Origin of the sequence: Anoxybacillus pushchinoensis (genome assembly GCF_900111795.1) — a bacterium.
GTDB classification, from domain to species: Bacteria; Bacillota; Bacilli; order Bacillales; family Anoxybacillaceae; genus Anoxybacillus; species Anoxybacillus pushchinoensis.
This window is the reverse complement of sequence record NZ_FOJQ01000017.1, coordinates 1-22,208: the sequence shown is the minus strand read 5'-3', so window position 1 is coordinate 22,208 and position 22,208 is coordinate 1. Positions and strand designations below refer to the sequence as shown.

Annotated in this window: 30 protein-coding genes and 1 other annotated feature; of the genes, 3 read left to right on the top strand and 27 right to left on the bottom strand. The window is 43.1% G+C overall.

Annotation, left to right across the window (positions count from 1 at the left end; all coding sequences use genetic code 11):
• Positions 1-36: 36 nt before the first annotated feature.
• The 5 genes from nadE to nadB all read right to left on the bottom strand — a co-directional run bounded on the left by nadE (position 37) and on the right by nadB (position 5,423).
• The gene (gene nadE / locus BM213_RS06590; protein ID WP_091702216.1) at positions 37-777 is read right to left on the bottom strand and encodes an NAD(+) synthase; all 741 of its coding nucleotides are present in this window, start codon (positions 775-777) and stop codon (positions 37-39) included.
• Positions 778-853: 76 nt separating this feature from the next.
• Positions 854-1,810 (bottom strand): LysM peptidoglycan-binding domain-containing protein, encoded by a 957-nt coding sequence (locus BM213_RS15145; protein ID WP_091702213.1) that lies wholly within the window; start codon positions 1,808-1,810, stop codon positions 854-856.
• Positions 1,811-1,948: 138 nt separating this feature from the next.
• Positions 1,949-3,052, bottom strand: coding sequence for a quinolinate synthase NadA (gene nadA, locus BM213_RS06580; RefSeq protein ID WP_091702210.1), 1,104 nt, complete (start codon positions 3,050-3,052; stop codon positions 1,949-1,951).
• Positions 3,053-3,063: 11 nt separating this feature from the next.
• A complete protein-coding gene (nadC, locus tag BM213_RS06575; RefSeq protein ID WP_091702207.1) occupies positions 3,064-3,894 on the bottom strand; it encodes a carboxylating nicotinate-nucleotide diphosphorylase in 831 nt (276 codons plus the stop codon).
• On the bottom strand, positions 3,891-5,423 hold the full coding sequence (gene nadB, locus BM213_RS06570; protein WP_091702204.1) for an L-aspartate oxidase: 1,533 nt from the start codon (positions 5,421-5,423) through the stop codon (positions 3,891-3,893). Before nadB ends, nadC begins: the two co-directional genes overlap by 4 nt.
• A gap of 91 nt (positions 5,424-5,514) precedes the next feature.
• Between nadB and BM213_RS06565 the strand changes: the two genes are divergently transcribed.
• Both BM213_RS06565 and BM213_RS06560 read left to right on the top strand, forming a co-directional pair.
• Positions 5,515-6,651, top strand: a complete 1,137-nt coding sequence (locus tag BM213_RS06565; protein ID WP_091702202.1) for an IscS subfamily cysteine desulfurase — start codon at positions 5,515-5,517, stop codon at positions 6,649-6,651.
• Complete coding sequence (locus BM213_RS06560) at positions 6,648-7,181, top strand: transcription repressor NadR (protein WP_091702199.1); 534 nt, start codon at positions 6,648-6,650, stop codon at positions 7,179-7,181. The genes BM213_RS06565 and BM213_RS06560 overlap by 4 nt, the downstream gene beginning before the upstream one ends.
• An 11-nt stretch (positions 7,182-7,192) precedes the next feature.
• Here the strand turns inward: BM213_RS06560 and pheA are convergent, their stop codons facing one another.
• The 22 genes from pheA to BM213_RS06450 form a co-directional block, all read right to left on the bottom strand.
• Entirely contained in the window at positions 7,193-8,056 is an 864-nt protein-coding gene (pheA, locus tag BM213_RS06555) for a prephenate dehydratase (protein ID WP_091702197.1), read from the bottom strand.
• A 14-nt stretch (positions 8,057-8,070) separates the two neighbouring features.
• Positions 8,071-8,511, bottom strand: coding sequence for an ACT domain-containing protein (locus BM213_RS06550; RefSeq protein WP_064214457.1), 441 nt, complete (start codon positions 8,509-8,511; stop codon positions 8,071-8,073).
• A gap of 22 nt (positions 8,512-8,533) precedes the next feature.
• A complete protein-coding gene (obgE, locus tag BM213_RS06545; RefSeq protein WP_091702194.1) occupies positions 8,534-9,820 on the bottom strand; it encodes a GTPase ObgE in 1,287 nt (428 codons plus the stop codon).
• 27 nt (positions 9,821-9,847) lie between these two features.
• Complete coding sequence (locus BM213_RS06540; RefSeq protein WP_091702191.1) at positions 9,848-10,393, bottom strand: sporulation initiation phosphotransferase B; 546 nt, start codon at positions 10,391-10,393, stop codon at positions 9,848-9,850.
• 92 nt (positions 10,394-10,485) lie between these two features.
• Complete coding sequence (gene rpmA, locus BM213_RS06535; RefSeq protein WP_003396301.1) at positions 10,486-10,776, bottom strand: 50S ribosomal protein L27; 291 nt, start codon at positions 10,774-10,776, stop codon at positions 10,486-10,488.
• Positions 10,777-10,789: 13 nt separating this feature from the next.
• On the bottom strand, positions 10,790-11,125 hold the full coding sequence (locus BM213_RS06530) for a ribosomal-processing cysteine protease Prp (RefSeq protein WP_091702188.1): 336 nt from the start codon (positions 11,123-11,125) through the stop codon (positions 10,790-10,792).
• Between the two features lie 10 nt (positions 11,126-11,135).
• The gene (gene rplU, locus BM213_RS06525) at positions 11,136-11,444 is read right to left on the bottom strand and encodes a 50S ribosomal protein L21 (RefSeq protein ID WP_003396311.1); all 309 of its coding nucleotides are present in this window, start codon (positions 11,442-11,444) and stop codon (positions 11,136-11,138) included.
• A gap of 14 nt (positions 11,445-11,458) precedes the next feature.
• Positions 11,459-11,537 (bottom strand) — a sequence feature (ribosomal protein L21 leader region).
• 44 nt (positions 11,538-11,581) lie between these two features.
• The gene (locus tag BM213_RS06520; protein ID WP_091702185.1) at positions 11,582-12,445 is read right to left on the bottom strand and encodes a M50 family metallopeptidase; all 864 of its coding nucleotides are present in this window, start codon (positions 12,443-12,445) and stop codon (positions 11,582-11,584) included.
• Positions 12,438-13,166, bottom strand: coding sequence for a M23 family metallopeptidase (locus BM213_RS06515; RefSeq protein WP_091702183.1), 729 nt, complete (start codon positions 13,164-13,166; stop codon positions 12,438-12,440). Before BM213_RS06515 ends, BM213_RS06520 begins: the two co-directional genes overlap by 8 nt.
• Before the next feature lie 88 nt (positions 13,167-13,254).
• Positions 13,255-14,061 (bottom strand): septum site-determining protein MinD, encoded by an 807-nt coding sequence (gene minD, locus BM213_RS06510; RefSeq protein WP_091702180.1) that lies wholly within the window; start codon positions 14,059-14,061, stop codon positions 13,255-13,257.
• 2 nt (positions 14,062-14,063) lie between these two features.
• Positions 14,064-14,714 (bottom strand): septum site-determining protein MinC, encoded by a 651-nt coding sequence (gene minC, locus BM213_RS06505; protein ID WP_241762313.1) that lies wholly within the window; start codon positions 14,712-14,714, stop codon positions 14,064-14,066.
• 78 nt (positions 14,715-14,792) lie between these two features.
• Positions 14,793-15,317 (bottom strand): rod shape-determining protein MreD, encoded by a 525-nt coding sequence (mreD, locus tag BM213_RS06500; RefSeq protein ID WP_091702178.1) that lies wholly within the window; start codon positions 15,315-15,317, stop codon positions 14,793-14,795.
• A complete protein-coding gene (gene mreC, locus BM213_RS06495) occupies positions 15,314-16,174 on the bottom strand; it encodes a rod shape-determining protein MreC (protein WP_091702175.1) in 861 nt (286 codons plus the stop codon). Before mreC ends, mreD begins: the two co-directional genes overlap by 4 nt.
• A 19-nt stretch (positions 16,175-16,193) precedes the next feature.
• The gene (locus tag BM213_RS06490; RefSeq protein WP_003396333.1) at positions 16,194-17,216 is read right to left on the bottom strand and encodes a rod shape-determining protein; all 1,023 of its coding nucleotides are present in this window, start codon (positions 17,214-17,216) and stop codon (positions 16,194-16,196) included.
• Between the two features lie 85 nt (positions 17,217-17,301).
• Complete coding sequence (gene radC / locus BM213_RS06485) at positions 17,302-17,976, bottom strand: RadC family protein (RefSeq protein ID WP_091702172.1); 675 nt, start codon at positions 17,974-17,976, stop codon at positions 17,302-17,304.
• 28 nt (positions 17,977-18,004) lie between these two features.
• Positions 18,005-18,574 carry a Maf family protein gene (locus tag BM213_RS06480; RefSeq protein ID WP_091702169.1) on the bottom strand — a complete coding sequence of 190 codons (570 nt, stop codon included), beginning with the start codon at positions 18,572-18,574 and terminating at the stop codon, positions 18,005-18,007.
• Positions 18,575-18,686: 112 nt separating this feature from the next.
• Positions 18,687-19,469, bottom strand: a complete 783-nt coding sequence (locus BM213_RS06475; RefSeq protein WP_091702167.1) for an SPOR domain-containing protein — start codon at positions 19,467-19,469, stop codon at positions 18,687-18,689.
• 106 nt (positions 19,470-19,575) lie between these two features.
• The gene (locus tag BM213_RS06470) at positions 19,576-20,016 is read right to left on the bottom strand and encodes a type II secretion system protein (RefSeq protein WP_091702164.1); all 441 of its coding nucleotides are present in this window, start codon (positions 20,014-20,016) and stop codon (positions 19,576-19,578) included.
• Positions 20,017-20,029: 13 nt separating this feature from the next.
• Entirely contained in the window at positions 20,030-20,230 is a 201-nt protein-coding gene (locus tag BM213_RS06465) for a hypothetical protein (protein WP_244149205.1), read from the bottom strand.
• Positions 20,196-20,672 carry a type IV pilus biogenesis protein PilM gene (pilM, locus tag BM213_RS06460; RefSeq protein ID WP_244149204.1) on the bottom strand — a complete coding sequence of 159 codons (477 nt, stop codon included), beginning with the start codon at positions 20,670-20,672 and terminating at the stop codon, positions 20,196-20,198. Before pilM ends, BM213_RS06465 begins: the two co-directional genes overlap by 35 nt.
• Before the next feature lie 13 nt (positions 20,673-20,685).
• On the bottom strand, positions 20,686-21,435 hold the full coding sequence (locus tag BM213_RS06455) for a prepilin peptidase (protein ID WP_091702161.1): 750 nt from the start codon (positions 21,433-21,435) through the stop codon (positions 20,686-20,688).
• A gap of 27 nt (positions 21,436-21,462) precedes the next feature.
• The gene (locus BM213_RS06450; protein WP_425265919.1) at positions 21,463-21,936 is read right to left on the bottom strand and encodes a prepilin-type N-terminal cleavage/methylation domain-containing protein; all 474 of its coding nucleotides are present in this window, start codon (positions 21,934-21,936) and stop codon (positions 21,463-21,465) included.
• 13 nt (positions 21,937-21,949) lie between these two features.
• Here BM213_RS06450 and BM213_RS06445 point away from each other — a divergent pair.
• Positions 21,950-22,208: DUF6444 domain-containing protein (locus BM213_RS06445; RefSeq protein ID WP_244149203.1), on the top strand; the 259-nt coding region annotated here is incomplete at its 3' end.

Here is a 22,208-nt window from a genome sequence, read left to right as displayed (position 1 = left end):
TCATTAGCTTGACGCAAAAAAGAGGTTTTATCGCTGTTAAAATTTTGGCGGAGCGATCGCTAACTGCCGTTTATGATGTGAACGTTCATGAAGCCGTTCAATAATTTCGCGGTCGCGTTCTGGAATTGGCTCACCTTTTAAATATTTGTCAATCATGTCGTATGTTGTACCCATTTCGTTTTCGTCTGTCTGTCCTTCCCAAAGACCTGCGCTAGGGGCTTTCGTAATAATTTCTTCAGGTACACCGAGAATGCGAGCCATTTCACGCACTTCTCCTTTTGTGAAATGAACAAGTGGGACTAAATCAACGCCACCATCTCCGTATTTTGTAAAGTAGCCTGTATGCCACTCCGCTGCATTATCCGTCCCGACGACGAGGTAACCATAATTATTTGCGACCGCATACAACGTCGTCATACGCAGACGTGCACGTGTATTCGCATCACCAAGGCGCGCAGCTTGCTCGTTCCATTGCCCCTTTTCTTTTAGTTGTTTCTCAATTTCACCGAATAATACGCGATGTGTTTCTGTTAAGTCGATGACATGATAATCAATGCCGCAACTTTCTACAACTTTTAATGCATGTTCTTTATCTTTTGGGTTACTTTTACATGGCATAATGAGCCCTAACGAGTTGTTAGGAAATGCCCGCTTAATTAAATGGGCAACGACCGCTGAATCAATGCCGCCGCTAATGCCGACGATTGCTCCGTTCATCCCTGCTTCCTGTACGCGTTCACGAAGCCATGCAATTAGTTTTTCAATTTTTTGTTCCATCTATGTACATCCCTTTCTTTTTTGCATCATCATGTTCATTTTATCACACAAAAAGCAGAAAGAAAAAGAGGCGACATTATTGCCCCTCTTCTTCTTCACGATAAGGAACAGAAAAATATGGATTCATTCCATACGGTTGCCCCTGCCACCCTTGTTGCCATCCGTACGGACCATATGGCATAGCTGGTTGTGGCATATACATTTGCTGTGGCATCATCGGCACGTTTTCACCATACATTTGTTGTGGATATGATGCTTGTTGCGGTTGTTGTGAATACTCCCCTGCACCTGTTGGCATCTGCGGCATCATCGGTTGCAACTGTTGAGAATATTCATCTGTTGGCATTTGTGGCATGTATGGTGTCGGTTTCGGTTCACCACATCCGCAATCATCGTTGTTTGCCATGTTTTGTGGATATATCCACGGCATCATTGGATACATTGGCGGAAACCATGGATAAAATCCATATCCCGGCATAATTGGAGAAACAGGGATGCACGGCATTGGTAACGGCATCGGAACAGGTTGTGGTTGCATTGGCTGCTGCGGCTGCTCTTCCTGCGGCTGCTCTTCCATCATTGGCGCTTGTGTTGGTGGAATTGGTGGAATGTCTGGAAACGGTGGCATTTGCACGTCATCATCATGTTCCATCATATTTGGCATAATATTTGGTGGCTTCGGCGGCAGAAGCGGCATTTCTTGTTTCGGCTCCTCTTTCTTCGCCGGTTCCTTTACAATAGGAACTTCTTTTGCAATTGGTTCAACATTGATCGGTTGTTGTAATGGTTGTTCCTTTTTATTTACATGAATATCTACATCGACAGAAACTTGTTGTTGCTGAACGTTTTGTGTTTCTTTTTTTGCTGGCTTGACTGGCGTTACTGGCGTCGGTACTTTAATTTTCATGCCCGGCATAATGTAGTCTGGATCGCTCAAATGGGCATTCATTTTTTTCAATTCTTCGAAATCAACCCCATATTTTTGCGCAATTTTCCAAAGTGTATCTCCCTTTTGGACGATATGAATTTTCACGTGTTTCCCCCTCCTATGTTCAGACGTGACACGTATGTCATGTTCAGCTTGTCGCTACTAGGCTTCAACATAACTTATGAACAGAAAGCTTTTTTTATGATAAAAATAAAAAAGACCGGCAAAAAAATGCCGATCCATTTATGCACGTGCTAACATGCGTTCAAGTGCTAACATCGCTCCTTCTGCTACATCTTTTGGCACAGTAATGCGATTGACGACTTTTCCTTCAAGCAATGATTCAAGCGCCCAAAGTAAATGCGGTAAATCAATGCGATTCATCGTTAAACATGGACACATATACGGATTTAATGACACAATTTCTTTATCTGGATGTTGCTGGATGATGCGATTTACTAAGTTCATTTCAGTTCCGATGGCCCATTTGCTCCCTGACGGCGCGTTTGCAATCGTTTCAATGATATATTTTGTTGAACCTGCATCATCTGCCTGTTGCACAACTTCCCAACTGCATTCAGGATGGACGATAATTTTCATATCTGGCTTCGTTTTTCGAATATGTTCGATATGCTTCACCGTAAAGTTTTCATGAACGGAGCAATGACCTTTCCATAAAATCACTTTGATTTGCTCCATATCACCATCATATTCAAGTGTATTTGTTGTTGGATCCCATACGGCCATTTGTTCAAGTGGGACGCCGAGGTCGTAAGCTGTATTTCTTCCTAAATGTTGATCAGGTAAAAAGAAAATACGTTCTTTTTGCGTAAACGCCCATGCGACCATTTTTTTTGCGTTTGATGATGTGACTGTTGCGCCGCCGTGTAAACCGACGAACGCTTTAATGGCAGCAGTAGAGTTGACGTACGTTAACGGTAAAATCGTGTCGCCAAACCGTTGTTGCAATAGCGGCCAAGCTCGTTCGACTTGTTCAATTTCTGCCATATCGGCCATCGAACAGCCTGCACGCATATCTGGCAAAATGACGATTTGTTCATCGCTCGTTAAAATATCGGCCGTCTCCGCCATAAAATGCACACCACAAAATACGATATATTCAGCATCTTTATTTTTCGCTGCAACTTGTGCTAATTGTAATGAATCACCGGTCGCATCGGCAAATTGAATCACTTCATCTTTTTGATAATGATGTCCTGGAATAAATAATCGTGTACCGAGCTGTTGCTTTACGTCAGCTACTCGCTTTTCCATCTCTTCGACAGACAACTGTTTATATTGTTCTGGCATCGCATCATGTTGTTGCATTAATTGTAATACGTTCATCGTCATTCCTCCTACTGCACGTTTAAACTAATATCTAGCGCTTTCGCCGAATGCGTCAACATACCTAGCGAAATGTAGTCAACCCCTGTATCTCGATAATTAGAAATGTTTTCAAGTGTAATACCGCCTGACGCCTCCGTGACAATAGATGATGGAACGAGTTGCACAAACTCGCGAATTTCATCAGGCGTGCGGTTATCGAACATAATGACATCCGCTCCCGCCTCGACTGCTTCGATCACTTGTTGCTTCGTTTCAGTCTCGACTTCAATTTTTACCATATGACCGAGCTTTGAACGGACGCGCTCAACCGCCTTTGCAATAGAACCGCAAAACGCAATATGATTATCTTTAATCATTACCCCATCGTATAAGCCGAAACGATGGTTGTACCCACCTCCGCACGTAACCGCATACTTTTCTAACATGCGAAGCCCTGGAGTCGTTTTCCGTGTATCACAAATGCGTGTATGATCGCTATTTAATGCGCGCACAGCCTCATTTGTCAATGTCGCAATGCCGCTCATTCGCTGAAGTAAATTTAAAATCACACGCTCCCCGGATAAAATAGGAACGATCGGACCAGAAACGACCGCAATCGTCTCCCCTTTTTTCACGCGCTCTCCATCTTGCTTATACAATTCACATGTAATGGCTTCGTGTAACAGCTTATATCCGATTTCGATGACACATACACCCGCGATAATTCCATCCTCTTTTGCGACAAACATAGCGCTTCCTGTATCTGTAGCTGAGAAAATCGTCTCGCTCGTGATATCGCGATCCCCAATATCCTCTAAGAAAAATTGTTTTAGTAGTTCAGTTAGCTTAACCTCATTCAACGAAATCCCTCCTTGATGAGATGCTCTGTTTTCGTGCGCACGATGCGCCGTTTTTCCCAATACTGTCGCTCAAACGGTTCATCGCTTCGATAATGAGCTCCTCGGCTTTCTCTTCTTTGTAAAGCGGAAGTTGTCACAAGCCAACCAACGATCGACATATTTACGATCGTCCGCTCCTCATCGTCGTACGGTGGCGCACAATGGATTAGTTCAAAAAGCGAATATTGTTCAAACCATTGTTTTGCTTCTAACAGTTGATCATAATTGCGCACAATGCCAACGCATTCGGTCATCGTTTGCTGAATTTGCTCTTTCGTTGGTAACGGGATACATACGTTTTCCCTAGTTTCTTCATATTTGTTTATGCCGGGAAGCTGCTCTTTTTTTTTCAAGATACAATGTGCTGCTCTCCGGCTGAAAACGAGCGCTTCAAGCAACGAATTGCTCGCTAAACGGTTTGCACCATGCACACCTGTACATGCCGCTTCTCCAACAGCATATAATCCCGGCAACGTCGTTTCACCGTCAACATTCACAACGATGCCGCCCATTAAAAAGTGAGCACCTGGCACAACAGGAATGAGACCGCTTCGCCAGTTTATTTGATAGCGCTCACAAAGGGAAGTGATCGTCGGAAAACGAGATGAAAAATGCGGAATCGCTGAAATATCTAAAAAAACGAGATGTCCATTTTTCATTTCACGATCGATCGCTCGCGATACGATGTCACGTGGCGCTAAATCTTTTTGTGGGTGCACCCCATCCATGACGTGTCGACCATCGTCTGTCACTAACGTCGCTCCTTCACCGCGTACCGCTTCGGAAATGAGACCAACTGCCTTTCCATCTACATAAAGCATCGTCGGATGAAATTGTACAAATTCCATATCAGCCACGGCAGCGCCGACCCGATACGCCATGGCAATTCCATCGCCTGTAGCCGTTTCCACATTCGACGTAAACGTATATAACTGTCCAATGCCGCCCGTTGCAACGATTGTCGCTTCGGCTACATACAGGCCGTTTTTTGTTCGCACGCCAACACAACGTCCGTCGTTTACGAGCAAATCAATGACCGGATCGTTTTCAATAAATAAAACACGACTCGAAAGCTTCTCAAATAAAAATTCCACCATCTTTTTTCCAGTCGCATCACCCCCGGCATGTAAAATACGTCTCATGCGATGCGCGCCTTCACGCCCAAAAAGTAGTTCCCCACGCTCATCAACATCAAATGAAAAGCCGAGATGCATAAACTGTTCAATCGCCTCTCGTCCTTCTTGAACTAAAATGCGTACCGCTTCATCATCGTTATGTTCACATCCCGTTGTAATCGTATCTTCATAATGAGATAACCAATGATCCGCAGGGTGAATGGCCGCAGCCACCCCTCCTTGAGCCAGCCAAGAGTTACTTACTTCTTTATTAGACTTCGTGAAAACAATCACATTTTTATGCTCACATAAATGATAGGCAACCATTAACGCCGCGAGGCCGCTACCAACAATAATCACATCTGCTTTATGCATGATGCTCCTCCATTTCATACTGTCTTGACACCTATATTGACATATATTTAAACTGATGACAAGACTTTTGTTTTTGGAAGTGGTGACTGTGATGATTTATCTCGACTACGCTGCAACGACGCCAATGAGCGAAGAAGCTTTAGCAGTTTATGTAGAAAGTGCAAAAACATATTTCGGAAATGCAAGTAGTTTACATGACGTCGGAACAGCTGCCAATGAGTTGCTTACTATTTGCCGAAAACAAATAGCTCAGCTCATTGGCGGTGAGGAAAAAGGAATATACTTTACAAGCGGAGGAACAGAAGCGAACGTCCTCGCTATTCGTTCGCTTGCTTATGCCCAGCGCCATAAAGGAAAGCACATTGTTACATCAAGCATCGAACATGCTTCCGTTCATGCTGTGTGCGCACAGCTTGAACGAGAAGGATTTTCTATTACGTACGTTCCCGTCGATCGCTACGGACAAGTTAACGTCGAAGCACTAGAACAAGCATTGACGGACGACACCATTCTCGTCTCTATTCAACATGCCAATTCTGAAATTGGTACGATTCAACCATTAAAACAAATTGGCGAATTATTAAAGAAAAAACAAATTGTCTTTCATAGCGATTGTGTACAAACTTTTGGTAAAATACCGATAGATGTGAAACAGCTACACGTTGACAGCATATCGATCGCTAGCCATAAAATTTATGGTCCAAAAGGGGTCGGTGCTGTTTACATCCATCCGCGCGTTCCTTGGCATATGTCATTACCGAACACGACGCATGAAGGAGGTTTTCGACCTGGGACGGTAAACGTACCTGGCATCGCTTCGTTTACAACAGCCGCAATGGAAGCCGAGAAAAAGAGGGAAGTCACTCAACAAAAAATGAGCGAGTTGCGTCGTTATTTTGTCGAACAAATAAATGAAAAGCAGTTGACAATTACCGTCTTTGAACATCCGACGGATCAACTACCACAAATCATCGGCTGTCTCGTTCACGGCTTTGAGGGGCAATACGTTATGTTACACTGCAATCGCCACGGCATTGCTATTTCTACCGGAAGCGCATGCCAAGTCGGAAAGCAAGCGCCGTCTAAAACGATGATCGCAATCGGTAAGGAAGCGGATGAAGCGAAACAGTTTGTTCGCCTTTCGTTTGGTGTGCATACAACAAAAAGGGAGATTGAAACGGTTGTTTCTGTGCTTGAACAGCTTCAAAAAGAAAGGATGTCAACATGAAAAAAGAGAGAAAACTATTAGGGGAAGAACGACGAACACTTATTTTACAGTGGTTGAAAGAAACAAAACGCCCGATGACAGGAACAGAGTTGGCAAACAAAACAAATGTGAGCCGCCAAGTCATTGTTCAAGATATTTCGCTGTTAAAAGCAAAAAACGAACCTATTATCGCAACAAGCCAAGGATACTTATATTTGTCTCCCTCTTCTGCCCATACGTATACGCGCATCATCGCTTGTTGTCACACACCAGAACAAACGAAAGATGAACTATATACGATCGTCGACCATGGTGTCACCGTAAAAGACGTAAAAATTGAGCATCCTGTATACGGAGACTTAACAGCGTCCATTATGGTTAGCAATCGGTTAGAAGTCGACGAATTTATTCAAAAGATTAACGAGACGAAATCTGCCTACTTATCTCAACTGACAGGTGGAGTTCATTTGCATACGCTTGAAGCAGATCGTGTAGAAAAGCTCGATGAAGCATGTACAGCTTTAAAACAAGCAGGATTTTTAATCGAATAAAAAAACATCCCTTACACGAGGGATGTTTTTTTCACCATATAATACGGGTAACTTCCTAACACTTGCACCGTACAGCCGAGCGCTTCTAGCTCCGCAATCGCTCCCGGAATTAAAACGTCATCCATTTTTTGATCGATATCAATAATGAAAAAGTAGTTCCCTAAGCCTGTTTTCGCTGGTCTTGACTCAATTTTTGTTAAGTTGAGCTTTCGCCAAGCAAACGCCGATAACACTTGATGAAGCGCTCCTGCTTGATCTTTTGGCAACATGACCATTAATGTCGTTTTAAACCCGTCCTCTTTCTCTCCCACAGGCAATGTGCAACGCTCACGATGTAAAACGATAAAGCGTGTATGATTGTAGTCATAATCATGAATGTTTTCTTTCGCAATCGCTAAACCGTATTGTTTTGCCGCGAGTCGATTGCCAATCGCTGCAATATTTTCTTTCGGATGCTCGCTTACATATTTAGCTGCTGCACTTGTTGAAGTGACGTATTCGTACGTGGCATGCTTTAAATGGCGATGTAAAAATTTATGGCATTGTGCAATCGCATGTGAATGGGAATAAATACATTTAATGTGCTTCCAATCGTCCAAATGAGACGGATGAACGAGCAAATGTTGCTCGATCGGTGCAATAATTTCCCCAACAATCGGCAAATTGCATTCATGAATTAAATAGTCAATCGTTAAATTGACAGAACCTTCAAGTGCGTTTTCAAGCGGCACGACAGCAAACGGTACGTCACCGTCACGCACCGCATCCATACATTGTGGAATCGTATGATATGGAATGCTCTCCATGTGGGGAAACACAGCTTCAACGGCCGCATGCGTAAACGTCCCTTTTGGTCCTAAATATCCGATTTTCACATTTCCTCTCCTCTCTACGCCCCTGAACCGAGAATCTCTACTTTTTCAACAAAAGGCAGTTGTTTTAATTGCGAAAGTAGCTCGTCAATCGTCATCGTCATCTCGCTCGTGCTAATCGATAACGTAACGTTCGCACGCCCTTGAAGCGGAATCGTCTGGTGAATCGTAAGAACGTTGCAATTTGCTCCAGCGACGACGCTTAATAGCTTCGAAAGGGTGCCTGAGCGGTCTTCCAAATGGAAAAAAAGCGTGATGATTTTTTCGCGCACCATCGTATGAAACGGGAATACCGCGTCACGATATTTGTAAAACACGCTTCGGCTAACATCGACAAGTTGCACAGCATCAGCGACAGAATCTACTTTTTTACGTTCAATTAATTCTTTTGCGGCCAGCACTTTTTTCATTGCTTCCGGCAATACGTCCTCACGCACTAAATAAAACTTTTTGTCCACCGCACAAGCGCCCCCTTTCGCATTAATCGACAAACTCAAATTCGTAATTTAACAACTTTACAATATCGCCGTCTTTTGCTCCGCGAGCGCGCAACGCGTCATCCACTCCGAGCGAGCGCAATTGCCGCGCAAATCGACGTACTGATTCTTCCCTTGAAAAATCGGTCATCTTAAATAGCTTTTCAATTTTTTCACCTGATAAAATAAACGTTCCATCATCATCACGCGTAATATGAAACGGCGTTTCTTCTTTTTCAAGCTTATAAACGACACGATGAACCGCTTCTTCCTCTTGCGGATAGAGCGGAAATTCCGGCGTCGTTTCAAGCAAATCAGCAATCGCGAATAACAGTTCGCGCACCCCTTGGCGCGTGACTGCTGAAATAGGGAAAATCGGAACGTCTTCGTTTAGTTTTTCTTTAAACTGGCGCAAATGTTCTTCAGCATTCGGCATATCCATTTTGTTCGCAACAATCATTTGCGGCCGCTCCGTTAATCGTAAATTATACTGCTTTAGCTCTTCGTTAATAACTAAATAGTCTTCATACGGATCGCGCCCTTCCATCGCGGCCATATCAATGACGTGAACGATGACGCGCGTTCGTTCAATATGACGTAAAAACTGGTGGCCAAGCCCAACACCTTGATGAGCTCCCTCAATAAGACCTGGCAAGTCAGCCATGACAAAACTGCGTCCATCTTCTGTTTGTACAACGCCTAAGTTCGGAACGATTGTCGTAAAATGATAATCGGCAATTTTCGGCTTTGCAGCTGAAACGACAGATAACAATGTCGATTTACCAACGCTCGGGAACCCGACAAGCCCTACATCAGCAAGTAATTTTAATTCAAGCGTCACGTAACGCTCTTGACCTGGCTCGCCATTTTCAGCAATTTCTGGCGCGGGATTTGATGCAGTCGCAAATCGGGTATTCCCTCGTCCACCGCGCCCACCTTTAGCCACGACGAATCGTTGCCCATGTTCTGTTAAATCAGCGATGACTTCTTTCGTTTCATCATCAATAACAACCGTTCCAGGCGGTACTTTAACAATTAAATCTTCTGCATTTTTCCCATGCTGATTTTTCGACATGCCATGTTCACCGCGTGGGGCTTTAAAATGGCGTTGATAGCGGAAATCCATTAACGTGCGCAATCCTTCGTCAACAACGAAGACGACGTCTCCACCCTTTCCGCCATCTCCTCCGGCCGGCCCGCCTTTTGGCACGTATTTTTCGCGTCGAAACGCGACCATTCCGTTTCCGCCGTCGCCACCTTTCACATATATTTTCACTTGATCAACAAACATGTTTTTTCTCCTCCGATCTTTCCATCTTTATTCAAAAAGATGAATGATTGCACATACTGTTAATTCATGTTCGTGAACGACATGTTCACAAAGTGCTAGCGCATCGTATTCGCTATATTGTTGAATCCATGTTTTCACTTTCGCGAGCTCATGAAGCATGCCGCGATAATCAAAAAATAACCGCACATCTTTTTCCGTTAAGTCAATTGTAATCGTTATATAGTTTTCAACATGCGGGACGGAACATTCCTCAAGCATATGTAAAAATTGTTGACACCATGTAACGAGCATATTGTCGTATGCATGTAACGAGCGCGGTTCGCCAAACACTTCATACTCGAGGTGAATACGGCGAGCTTGCCAATGGTACGTCATAAGCAGTTCAGCGAATTGCTCCGTTTGTAAATTCGTTAACTTTGCTTCATTTTCCGCTTCCATGATAATTTGTTGAATAATTTCATTGACGCGATCTAGCCGTTGTAAAGATAAGTTCCCTTTAATTAATTGAATTTTATTAAGCCAATCGTGTCGGGAATGGCGCAATGCCTCCACAATCGTCCACCGCTTCTCCATGGTCCATTCTCCCATAAACATTTTGACTATAATTATAACATACGCCAACAAAAAGAAAACCCTAACCAAGTCGGTTAGAGTTTTCCACTTCCTTATGCTTCTTTCACTACAGGATATACGCTCACTTTTTTACGATCGCGACCCATGCGCTCGAAACGAACGATGCCGTCAACTTTCGCATAAAGCGTGTCATCGCCACCGCGTCCTACGTTTAAGCCAGGGTAAATTTTTGTTCCGCGTTGACGATAAAGAATAGAACCGCCTGTAACGAATTGACCGTCTGCACGCTTCGCGCCAAGACGTTTTGCGATTGAATCACGACCGTTCTTTGTTGAACCTACTCCTTTTTTCGATGCGAAAAACTGAAGATCTAAACGTAACATGTCGTGTCACCTCCTATACTGTTTTCGTCGTTATTTTGACGTATTTGCCGTAATCACGCTCAATCGTTTGGAGCGACACGATCATTCCTTCAAGAAGAATCTGCACATGATCTGCTGCTTTCGTATCTTCGATTGATGGAAGTTCACAATGAAGATAGCCGTCTTTTCCTTGTTGAATGATCGGTTTCACGTTCGTCAATGCGATAATCGCATTGACCGCACCAAACGAAATCGCTGATACACCTGCACATACAATATCTTGTCCACGCTTGGCAAAATGAGCGTGTCCGCTAATCGTAAAGGAACGAATCGTCCCTTCTACCGTTCGATGAACTGTGATACGAATCATCGCTTACGCCTTATGCATTAATTTTTTCGATTACAACTTTTGTGTATGGTTGGCGATGACCTTGCTTACGACGATAGTTTTTCTTTGGCTTATATTTGAAAACGATGATCTTCTTTTGACGACCATGCTTTTCAACTTTCGCCGTTACTGTTGCGCCAGCGACTGTAGGGTTACCAACTTTTACGTTTTCGCCACCTACAAATAGCACTTTGTCGAATGTAACTGTTTCACCTTCTGCTGCATCGATTTTCTCGATGTAAATCGCTTGGCCTTCTTGCACTTTAATTTGTTTTCCACCAGTTTCAATAATCGCGTACATATTTGCACCTCCTAAATTAGACTCAGACTCGCCAGCTGTGAGGCGGTTCAAGCGAACGCTTAAAAAGCCTTAGCTGAGCGGTTGTAGCACGGGTGCTACACAACATAGAAGATGATAGCATAAAAAGAAAACAATTGTCAATACGTATGAATCAAATGTCCGATCGGTTCGTTTGTTCGTTTCTCATGAAAATAAGCGTATAACAACTCGTTTTCATCGAGCTCCATTTCTATATGATTTTTCTTCACAATAATCGCATGTTTTTTTCCGCGATGAAATAAAAGAAGGACGCGAAATAACGGATCATTTGCATCGACGACGAGACGTTTTAACGTCACATATTCCACTCGCTTGCCGTAATATCGTTCAAGTAAAAAGCGAATCCATACGTATGTGCGTTGCTTCCATTCTCCCCAAAGCGCATACGCTAAAAAGAAGCCAATGATCCACAAGTTAACGTTCAGCGGTGCGACGACCAACAAAACGACGAAACAGATCATTAAAACAAAGGCAGAAGCATAAATGGTTTGCTCATGCGCACGTCGAAACGATGTGCGCGCCGTGCGATAAAGAAAAAAGAGCTTCCCCCCATCAAGCGGCCAAATGGGCAATAAATTAATGAGCAAAATGGATAAGTTGTATTCGAGCAATTGGTGGTACATCTCACTCGATATGACGTTCGCATGATGAGCAATATATGCTATAAAAAAGATGATTAGATGTTGGAGCGGACCTGCAATTGTAACGATCAACTCTTCGTAAAACGGACGATTTCCATGCTCATCCATTTCGGCAACACCACCGAAAGGCAAAAGTAAGACACGTTTGACGCGCCATGAAAACATGTGCGCCGCTACAACGTGTCCAAGTTCGTGCCAAAGCACAATCCAAAACAATAAAAGGAGCGTTTGAAATTGCGCTGTCATAATTGCAATGAGCGCAATGAACCAAAACAGCGGATGGATGTGAATGTTCATAAACGTAGAGAGCCATTTATTCAAAGGAAATCACCTGAACCGGATCGACGAAATGATCCCCTCGTTTGATCGCAAAATAAAATACCCCTTTTTTATCGCTCGTCTCCGCTGTCCCGACTTCTTTGCCAGCTTCAATAAAATCATACAACTTTACCGAAATAGCAGATAACTTTCCATACCACGTTTCACTTCCGTCCGCATGTTGAACAATGACCGTTTTTCCGTACGGCTCTTTTACCCCCGCGAAAATGACGATTCCTTCTTCCACCGCCACGACCTTCTGATCCGTTTCAATGACTACACCTTGTCCATTATGTTCAAACGTTTCAACGACACGTGCTGAAGCAGGAAACGCATATACAGCTGTTGCATCTTCTTGTTTTTTTACGTTAAAAAATGCAAGCGGCTTGCCAAAATTTTTTTCGTACCATTGCGCAACTGTCGCAAACTGAAAATCTTTTTCCATCGCTCGTTTCACGAATGCGCGCGCGCCTTCAATTTTCGGGGAGTCATATTGAAATAAGATGGCAACGCTAAAAAATAAAAGCATAGCAAGAAAGCTTTTTAACAAAAATACGTCTTTGCGAAAAAGCGGTGGCTCTTGCCCCCTATCATACGTCACAACCGTTGGATTTCCGTACTTTTCTTCTTCATTCCAATCGGTTAACATCGTTTGAACGTAACGTTCACGCGCTTTTTTTCGCTTGGCTATTCGCTTTCGAATATGTTCAATTCGATCGCTCACATTCCCACCCCTCTCGTCCTATTTGTACTATATGTATGGAAAGGAGGGAAAAGATATGAATAAGAAAAAGCACTCCCAACCGGAAGTGCTAACGCGCGCTAAACAATTTTTTAATTTTCGAAAAAAACCCTTTTTGTTCTTCGTTATCGAGCGACATAAGCGGCACTGATTCACCGAGGAGGCGACGGGCGATATTGCGATACGCTAAAGATGCTTTACTGTTCGGATCGAGAACGATCGGCTCGCCATTGTTTGACGCTTTAATGACATGTTCATCATCTACAATAATGCCAAGTAAATCAATAGATAAGTGCATCACAATTTCATCAATATCTAACATATCATGATTTTTCAACATATGGCTGCGAATGCGGTTAATAATTAGACGTGGACGTTTCATATGTTCTTCTTTTTCAAGCAATCCAATAATTCGATCCGCATCGCGCACAGCTGAAATGTCCGGTGTCGTGACGACGATCGCTTCATCCGCTCCTGCTACAGCATTTTTATATCCTTGCTCAATGCCTGCTGGACAATCGATTAAAATATAATCGTAATCTTGTCTTAAATTGTCGATGAGCTCCTTCATTTGTTCCGGTGTTACAGCGGACTTATCGCTCGTTTGGGCAGCTGGCAATAAATAAAGGCGATCCTCAAACCGTTTATCTTTGACGAGCGCTTTTTGAATCGTGCAACGTCCTTCAACAACGTCGACAAGATCATAGATGATACGATTTTCTAACCCCATGATGACATCGAGATTGCGTAGCCCGATATCGGTATCAACGAGACAGACGCGCTTTCCTAGCAAGGCGAGCGCCGTGCCGAGATTGGCTGTCGTTGTTGTTTTACCGACGCCCCCTTTACCAGAAGTAACAACAATCGCTTCTCCCACTGTCAAAAACTCCCTTCTATACGAGTTAAATTCGGACGTAAATGCATCAATAGTTGAAGCCGATCGACGACAATTTGATCGTGCTCATCAATATAGGCACACTCCATTTCATTTCCTTCCTCGCTGCGATAGTCTGGCGCTCGATTCATAATATCGCTAATGCGCAATTGTGTCGGTTTCATAATTGACGCTGCGATGATCGCTTGGCGGTTTCCTTCATATCCTGCATGAGCGATGCCGCGCAACGCCCCTAATACAAAAATATTTCCTGTCGCAACGACGGTTCCCCCAGGATTCACATCACCAATTAAAAGTAAGTCTCCATCGACGTGAAGCACTTGTCCGGAACGAACAATTTTCGCAACTGATACGATTTCATTTTTCTTTTTCCATTCTAACGCTTCTTGTTTCGTCATGACATTGCTTATAATCGAGTGGACAATTAAATTTTTTTTCATTCGGATGACATCGCGCAAACGTTCTTCTTGTTCGCGCGTCAAATATCGGTTGCCGACATGAACATGCACAGCAACAAGCGGGCCTTCTTCGTCGCGAGTTGCTCCTGTCAACAATTCGTCTACTTGTTTTAACAATTCATCATAGGCGCACGTATCATCAAGTTGCAACGTCAGCCCTTCTTTCGTCCCTTTCATCGACACATATGGTCTCTTTTCTTTGCCAGCCACGACTTTCACCTCAATGAATAGTTCTCCGCATTTTTTTGTATTCCTTCACATAGGTGACGATTCGTCCTGCTTCTCTCCCCACTTCAACAACGTTTGCTTTAACGGATAAGCAATGAGCAATATAACAATTGTATGAATAAATAACGTTGGCAAAAAGCGCACTTGGAAAAATGTTGGGGCAGACATCGTCGTTCCACTAATCACGAGTTGAATAGCATACGTATACCATTCTACAGACGCGATTGCAACAATGGAAAAAAAGGAGGCGGTCCATGCGTTTTTGTGCAAAATGTTCATCGCCTTCGCAACTAAATAAGCAATAAGCGGAAAAGCAAAAGTGTACGCCCCTAATATTTCCGTATACACAACATCATACAGCAACCCAAATATAAAACCATATGTCATTCCTTCTGCTTGTCCAACGAACATCGTCATAAACACGAGAACAATGAGCAAGGCGCGCGGGACGAGCAAATAAACATCAAATAACGGGTAGGAAAACAACTGGACAATGATGCTTTCAAATAAAAACACGACGGTCACAAGAGAAGAAAGAAAGAAGCGATTCATTGCTCTTCCTCCTCTTGCACCATATCAATTTTTCGTTTCACAATAATGACATCGTCAATATCATAAAAATTCGCTGCTGGCTTGACGTAGGCAATTTGTGTAAGCCCGTACTCATCCGCAACGACCTCTTCAACCTCTCCGATAAATAATCCCTTTGGAAAAATCCCGCCAAGTCCTGATGTAAATACACGTTGCCCTTTCTTTATTTTTGCATCATACGGAATGCGTTTAAGCAACAACGCTTCCCGCTCTTCATCATACCCCTCAATTAAGCCGAATACGTTTTCATCCCCTTGAATGAACGCTGAAATGCGATTTTGACGATCTTTTGCGCTAAGCAGTTGCACCGTTGCGCTAAAAGGGGATACGCTGCGCACTTTTCCAATCAATCCTTGTGGAGTAATAACAGCCATATTTTTCTCGACGCCATGTTGAGATCCTTTATTAACGATTAACGTTTCTTTCCAACGATCAGGGTTACGACCAATAACTGTTGCTTGAATGGCTAAGAAATCGCGCAAGCTTTCTTTTTTTTCAAGCAGTTCACGTAAGCGTTCGTTCTCCTTTTTTAGCGATTCCACTTCAGACTGTAAAAGAACGTATTGCTCTAGATGAGCCTTTAGCCGTTTGTTTTCTTCATATGTATGGCGTAAATCGTTCACATTTTCAAAGAAGCCCGCAACGAGCTGTGCGGGCTTATGCACGATAGATTGCATGAAAACAACGGTGTCTTTCACGAACTTTTCCATCCATGTCAACTCGCTTCGGTCTTTCAACGAAAATCCGATGAGAGCAACGAGAACCATGAGGCTCACAAGCAATATGATCAGCCGTTTATTTAAGAAAAACTTCGGCATAAAAACACCTTCTTATGCATTAGCGATGGTCTCGCGCTTTATTTTTAAATAAATGAATATGATCAAGCGCTTTTCCTGTACCAATCGCAACGCAGTCGAGCGGGTTTTCGGCAATAATGACCGGCATGTTCGTTTCTTGGCTAATAACTTTATCTAAGTTGCGCAACAACGCTCCTCCACCAGTTAAAACGATTCCGCGATCCATAATATCGGCTGCAAGCTCCGGCGGCGTTTTTTCAAGCGTATTTTTCACGGAATCAACGATGGCATATACTGTATCACGCAATGCTTCTGCAATTTCTTCCGCATGAATTTCAATCGTTTTTGGCAACCCTGTTAATAAATCTCGACCGCGAATTTCCATGCTTCCGATTCCTTCCGGATTGCCTGCTGAGCCAATTTCGACTTTAATCGCTTCCGCTGTGCGCTCCCCGATCATTAAATTGTACGTCTTGCGAATATACTGGATAATTGCCTCATCCATTTCATCGCCAGCGACACGGATGGATTGACTCGTTACAATGCCACCTAAAGAAATGACAGCGACTTCCGTTGTGCCACCCCCAATATCGACGACCATGCTTCCTGTCGGCTCCCATACAGGTAAGTTCGCACCGATTGCCGCGGCAAACGGCTCTTCAATTGTGTAAGCATCGCGAGCCCCAGCTTGTCTCGTCGCATCAATCACGGCACGCTCTTCTACTGCGGTGATCCCCGATGGAACGCAAACCATAACATATGGCTTTCCAGCAAACAAGCCACTATTTTTCGTCGCTTGCTTAATGTAATACTTCATCATAATAGCTGTCGTTTCATAATCAGCGATTACTCCATCTTTCATCGGACGAAGCGCAACTACGTTTCCTGGCGTGCGCCCGATCATTTGTTTTGCTTCATTACCGACCGCAACAATTTGCTTCGTATCTTTTTGTAGCGCAACGACAGAAGGCTCGCGCAACACAATTCCTTTTCCTTTCACATAAACAAGCGTATTCGCCGTACCTAAATCTATTCCGAGATCTTTTGATCCAATGCCAAACATGTTCGTATCTTCCTTTCTGAAACAAAATGCTTTCAAAAACTCATGACAATTTATTATAACGCAATTGTGATAAAAAGAGAATGATTTACACATATCCTTTTTCTTTTAAGCTAACATACGTTTTATCACCAATGATTAAATGGTCGAGTAGCTCAATACCGACGAGACGACCACATTCCACGAGCCTGCGCGTCACTTCAATATCTTCCCGGCTCGGTGTTGGATCTCCTGACGGATGATTATGAATGCAAATAATCGATGCTGCCGAACGTTTTATCGCCTCTTTATATACTTCGCGCGGATGAACAATCGACGCATTTAAACTGCCAATAAATACTGTTTTTTTATGCATCACTTGATTTTTCGTATTTAAATATAACACAACGAAATGTTCTTGACTTAAAAAACGCATATCTTCCATGACGTATCGCGCACCATCTTCTGGAGAGCGAATGACGTAACGATCGTCATATTGCATTTGGTGTACGCGCCGACCGAGTTCAAGCGCTGCAATAATTTGAATAGCTTTTGTTTTTCCAATTCCTTTAATGCTTGTCATTTCTTCGATAGTCGCATCTTTTAGCTGACGAAGTCCTTCGAAATGGGTGAGTAAATGTTGTGCAAGCGTGAGAACGGAATATTGCTTTGTCCCCGTGCGAAGCAAAATGGCTAACAGTTCTTGATTTGATAAGCTTTGCGGTCCTTCAGAAAGCAAGCGTTCACGCGGGCGTTCATCGGGCGGAACATGACGAATAAGCATACGTTCCCCCCTCTATTTTAACCTTTTTTTAACGAAATGGACAAAATCCGAATTTTTTTAATTCGCGAGCAAGTTTAGCGATCGGCAAACCAACAACAGAAAAATAATCGCCATCGATTTTTTGAACAAAAAGCGCTCCACGTTGTTGAATGCCATATGCCCCCGCTTTATCAAGCGGCTCTTTCGTCGCAATATATGCCCAAATGTCTTCATCTGAAAGCGGCCAAAATGTAACGTCCGTCTTCTCAGCAAATGTGACGCATGTATTTGTCGTACAAATCGCCACCCCTGTCCACACTTCATGCGTCTTCCCTGATAAACGTTTTAACATGCGAAAGGCGTCTTGTTCGCTCGCTGGCTTTCCAAGCACATCTCCCTCGCATACAACGATCGTATCAGCACCGATGACGCACGCATCGCTTACTTGTTGCCATACCGCATACGCTTTTTTATGCGCAAGCTGCTGCACAATTTCACTTGGGGATAAGTTGTCGTCGAATGATTCATCGACATCGCTGACGAGGATGTCAAACGGAAGTCCAAGCATACGAAGTAGTTGTTTTCGACGAGGAGAACTAGAAGCTAACACAAGTTGCATCGTCATCACCTTTCTGTCATGAGCGTTTGTTTCAAGGAAGATACACTTGTATCGTACCAAATTTATACACAATAAACAATGGTTCGACACAAAAAAAGAAGCAGTGCGCTTCTTATTGTAAAACGTTTAATATATGTTGTTGTGCTTTCCATAGTTGGGCGTTGTCGTTTGTTTGTTGAAAAGTTTGAAGCGCTTTATACGCTTTTTTCATATGTTCGTTATGAAACGAATACGACTGTAGCTGTTTCCACTGTTCATTAACAAGTTGTTGCCCAGCTAGCAACTTGCTAATAAAAGAAACGATGGTAAAAAACGCTTCTTTTTCTTTTTCATCAATAGATACATTCCACGATTTCACGTACGTGTCAATGCCGAGCGGTTCATATAAACTTGCGATTTGCTTTGCCTCCTCTTTTGTCAATGCCATGCCTAAAAATACATAAACAGGCTGTTTTCCAATCATGACGCTCGGACGTTGTTGTGCCTTTATTTTTTGTACATATACATTCGCTGCTTTTTCATCTTGAAACACTCCTCCTTGAATGACAAAAACCGTCTCGGTTCGTTGCGCAATCGGGGCTTCTTCTTTTTGTTCTTGTTGCAACGTCGCTGGCGATGCTGTCTTCTCTGCTGTCGGAATAATTGTTAACACAAGGAAGCCAAAGCTTGTCCCAAGAACGACTGCTAAAGCAATCGCGAACAGAAAGGAGCGCCAAGGCGATCGTTTTTTATATCGTTTACTATCCGTTTCAAATTGGAGCGAATCATTTTGTTTTTCATATCGTTCATCGCTGTCGTCACTTGACCATTCTAATAACGTGCTCGTTTCCGTCGTATACGGTTGTTCTTTTCCGTTCACTTTAATCACAATCGCTTTTTTCGCTGGCTTGTCCATCTTTTTCCCCTCCCGCTGTCATTCTTCGCCCATCGTAACATAAAAAAAGAAAAAAAAAACGAGACATTTGTCGTCTCGTTGCGGAAGGTTTTCGTCAAATTTCGCACTACTTGTCTTGAATATCATTGACAGACAATTGATCGACAGGCACGCCGTTTTGTTTACAAATTTGCTTCGTTTCCCCTTTTAAACAAACGGCATATGTGATCGTACCGTCACTTTGTTTTGTCACAATGACGTATGAATCATCATTTGGCGGCAAACGTTTCGATGTGTATGGATCGATAATTCCTTCAAGAACCCCATCAGCGACTAATTGTTCATACGTCAATATCTCGCTTTCATTTGGCGTTAAAAACTCTACTTTTTGCGCACCAACGTGAAGCCGTGCTGCTTCATAGAGCGTATAAGCTGTCGCAACAAACGCCCGATCGCGCGACTTTTTTATTACCTCAATGACAGAAATGGTCGCAATCATCATTAAAATACTCAAAATCACAACGACAGCTAACAGTTCGATTAACGTCATTCCCCGCTCATCTTGCATTCGACCGCCCCCTTTATTGTTCCGTTAGTGAAGGAAACGGATTGCGCTTTTCGCTCGGTTGCGGTAAATCAAGTGGTGGCAATTGCTCAATCCATTGGCGCAATTCTGGTGCATAAAATGTTGATACAGTCAAGGAATAAGAAAGCTCTGGCACTTCATCCATCACTGTCGTCCATTCTTCATATCCTGTAAACGATCTCGAACAGTTCAGCATATTGCAAAACGTGCGCTTCTGGAGCTGCAAATAATAAAACGTGGAGCGCTTCTTCCGTTTTCTCAAGCACCACATAATCAAATACCGCATCTTCAAACGGAAGTGGAATGGTAGCGCTAATTTCCATAAATAAATAACTGCGTATATCTTCGACGTCCACGTCTTTTGGCAACGATATTTTTCGAATGACGACGAGCGGATCAGGAACGAGAAAACGAACGCGGCGATGTTTTATTTTCCATTCGTCCACGCATTGTTCTAACACTTCGGTAAGCTGTTCTTCATTAACAATTTTTCCGTCGCGCACAATCCCTTCTGGAAGCGGCCATTCCTCGCACATATGCAAGACGAGCGGTTGCTTTTGTTTCAGTTCAACGTAGCGAATGACATGATCTTTTATAACGATATTGCCTATTTTATTTTTTATTGAAAAAAGCCGCATAAGCTCGTTCTCCTTACATCATAACATTGACGTATGCCTCGATCATTGCTTCACCAAAAAAGTAAGCGATCATTGTTCCAACAGCAATCGCCGGGCCAAACGGCATCGGTTCGCCACGTTTTACACGCCCAATCGCCATGCCGACAAGCCCAAATATTGTCCCGACGAGCGTCGATAAAAAGAACGCAACAACCGTTAATTTCGCTCCAAGCACTAAGCCGATGACAGCAAATAGCTTAATGTCGCCTCCACCCATCCCGCCTTTACTTATGAGCGCGATAATAAATAACATTAAAAATCCAACGATGCTGCCTAGCAAACTATCCCACCACGGAGTAAGCGGCGCAAACCATAGACGCTCAATAAGAAGAAGTGGGGCAAAAAACAACAAAATACGATTTGGAATGACCATATAATGCACATCTGAAACGAAAACGATAGCAAATAAAGAAATGAGCGTCCAACTAACGACGACTTCCGCTGACCAACCGACAAAAAGTGGGGCAAGCGCAAACAACATCGCCGTAGACAGCTCAACGAATGGGTAAACAAAGGAAATGCGCGCCGAACATGCGCGACATTTCCCTTTTTGTAACACATACGAAACGACCGGAATTAACTCCGTCGCCGTCAACGTTCGCTTACAAGACGGACAATGCGAACGTGGCGCAACAATCGACTCCGCTTTCGGCACCCTTAACCCGACAACGTTATAAAAAGAACCGAGAAGAAGACCGAGGAGGAAGGAAATAAAGAACAACATATGCGATCACTCTAAGCTAAAAAGATTTTATTCATTTTTTCTTTTATTTTGCAACTCACCCTCAGTTAGTTCATCTTTATCAAGAACATCATTTGCATCGTGGTTTTTAAGAATATATGAATACTTCCCTTCTCCATCTTGACTGACCTCCACTTCATAATCATCATCTTTGACGTTGTCTAAATAGGAATTTAAATCGTCCTCAGTCAATGTTGCTGGAAAAGAACTAGGTGTATTAGCAGTCATATAAAGTTTAGCAGCATTAATAATTTGAATTCCCTCAGCAATTTTTGCGTCATCTTTTGACTTGTTTATAATTCCCCCAATACTCGGAATTGCAATGGCAGCGATAATTCCTAAAATAACGATAACTGCTAACAACTCAATTAACGTTAAACCTTTTTCGTTACGAATAAATCGTTTGTAACTATTCAGCCACATCATAAAGTGAGCTGAATATTTTCTTCTTTCCTTGTCTATGATGTGAATACTGATAGACAAGGAGGTGAATCGCATGTTGACGGTACAACAAGCTGTATTTACAGTTGAGAGCTTAATCGGCAAAGTTCAACAACAAAAACAGCTCATTCATCAACTCGTTCAAGAAAATGAACATTTGCGTCACGAAAACAAACAGCTACGCAAAGAAAATGAACAACTCAAGTATCGCGTTCAAGAGCTGGAAGCACGCACGAAAAAAAACAGCTCCAATAGCCATTTGCCCCCATCTTCTGACCGTTTTGCCAACACACGTTCTTCTCGTCAACCATCTG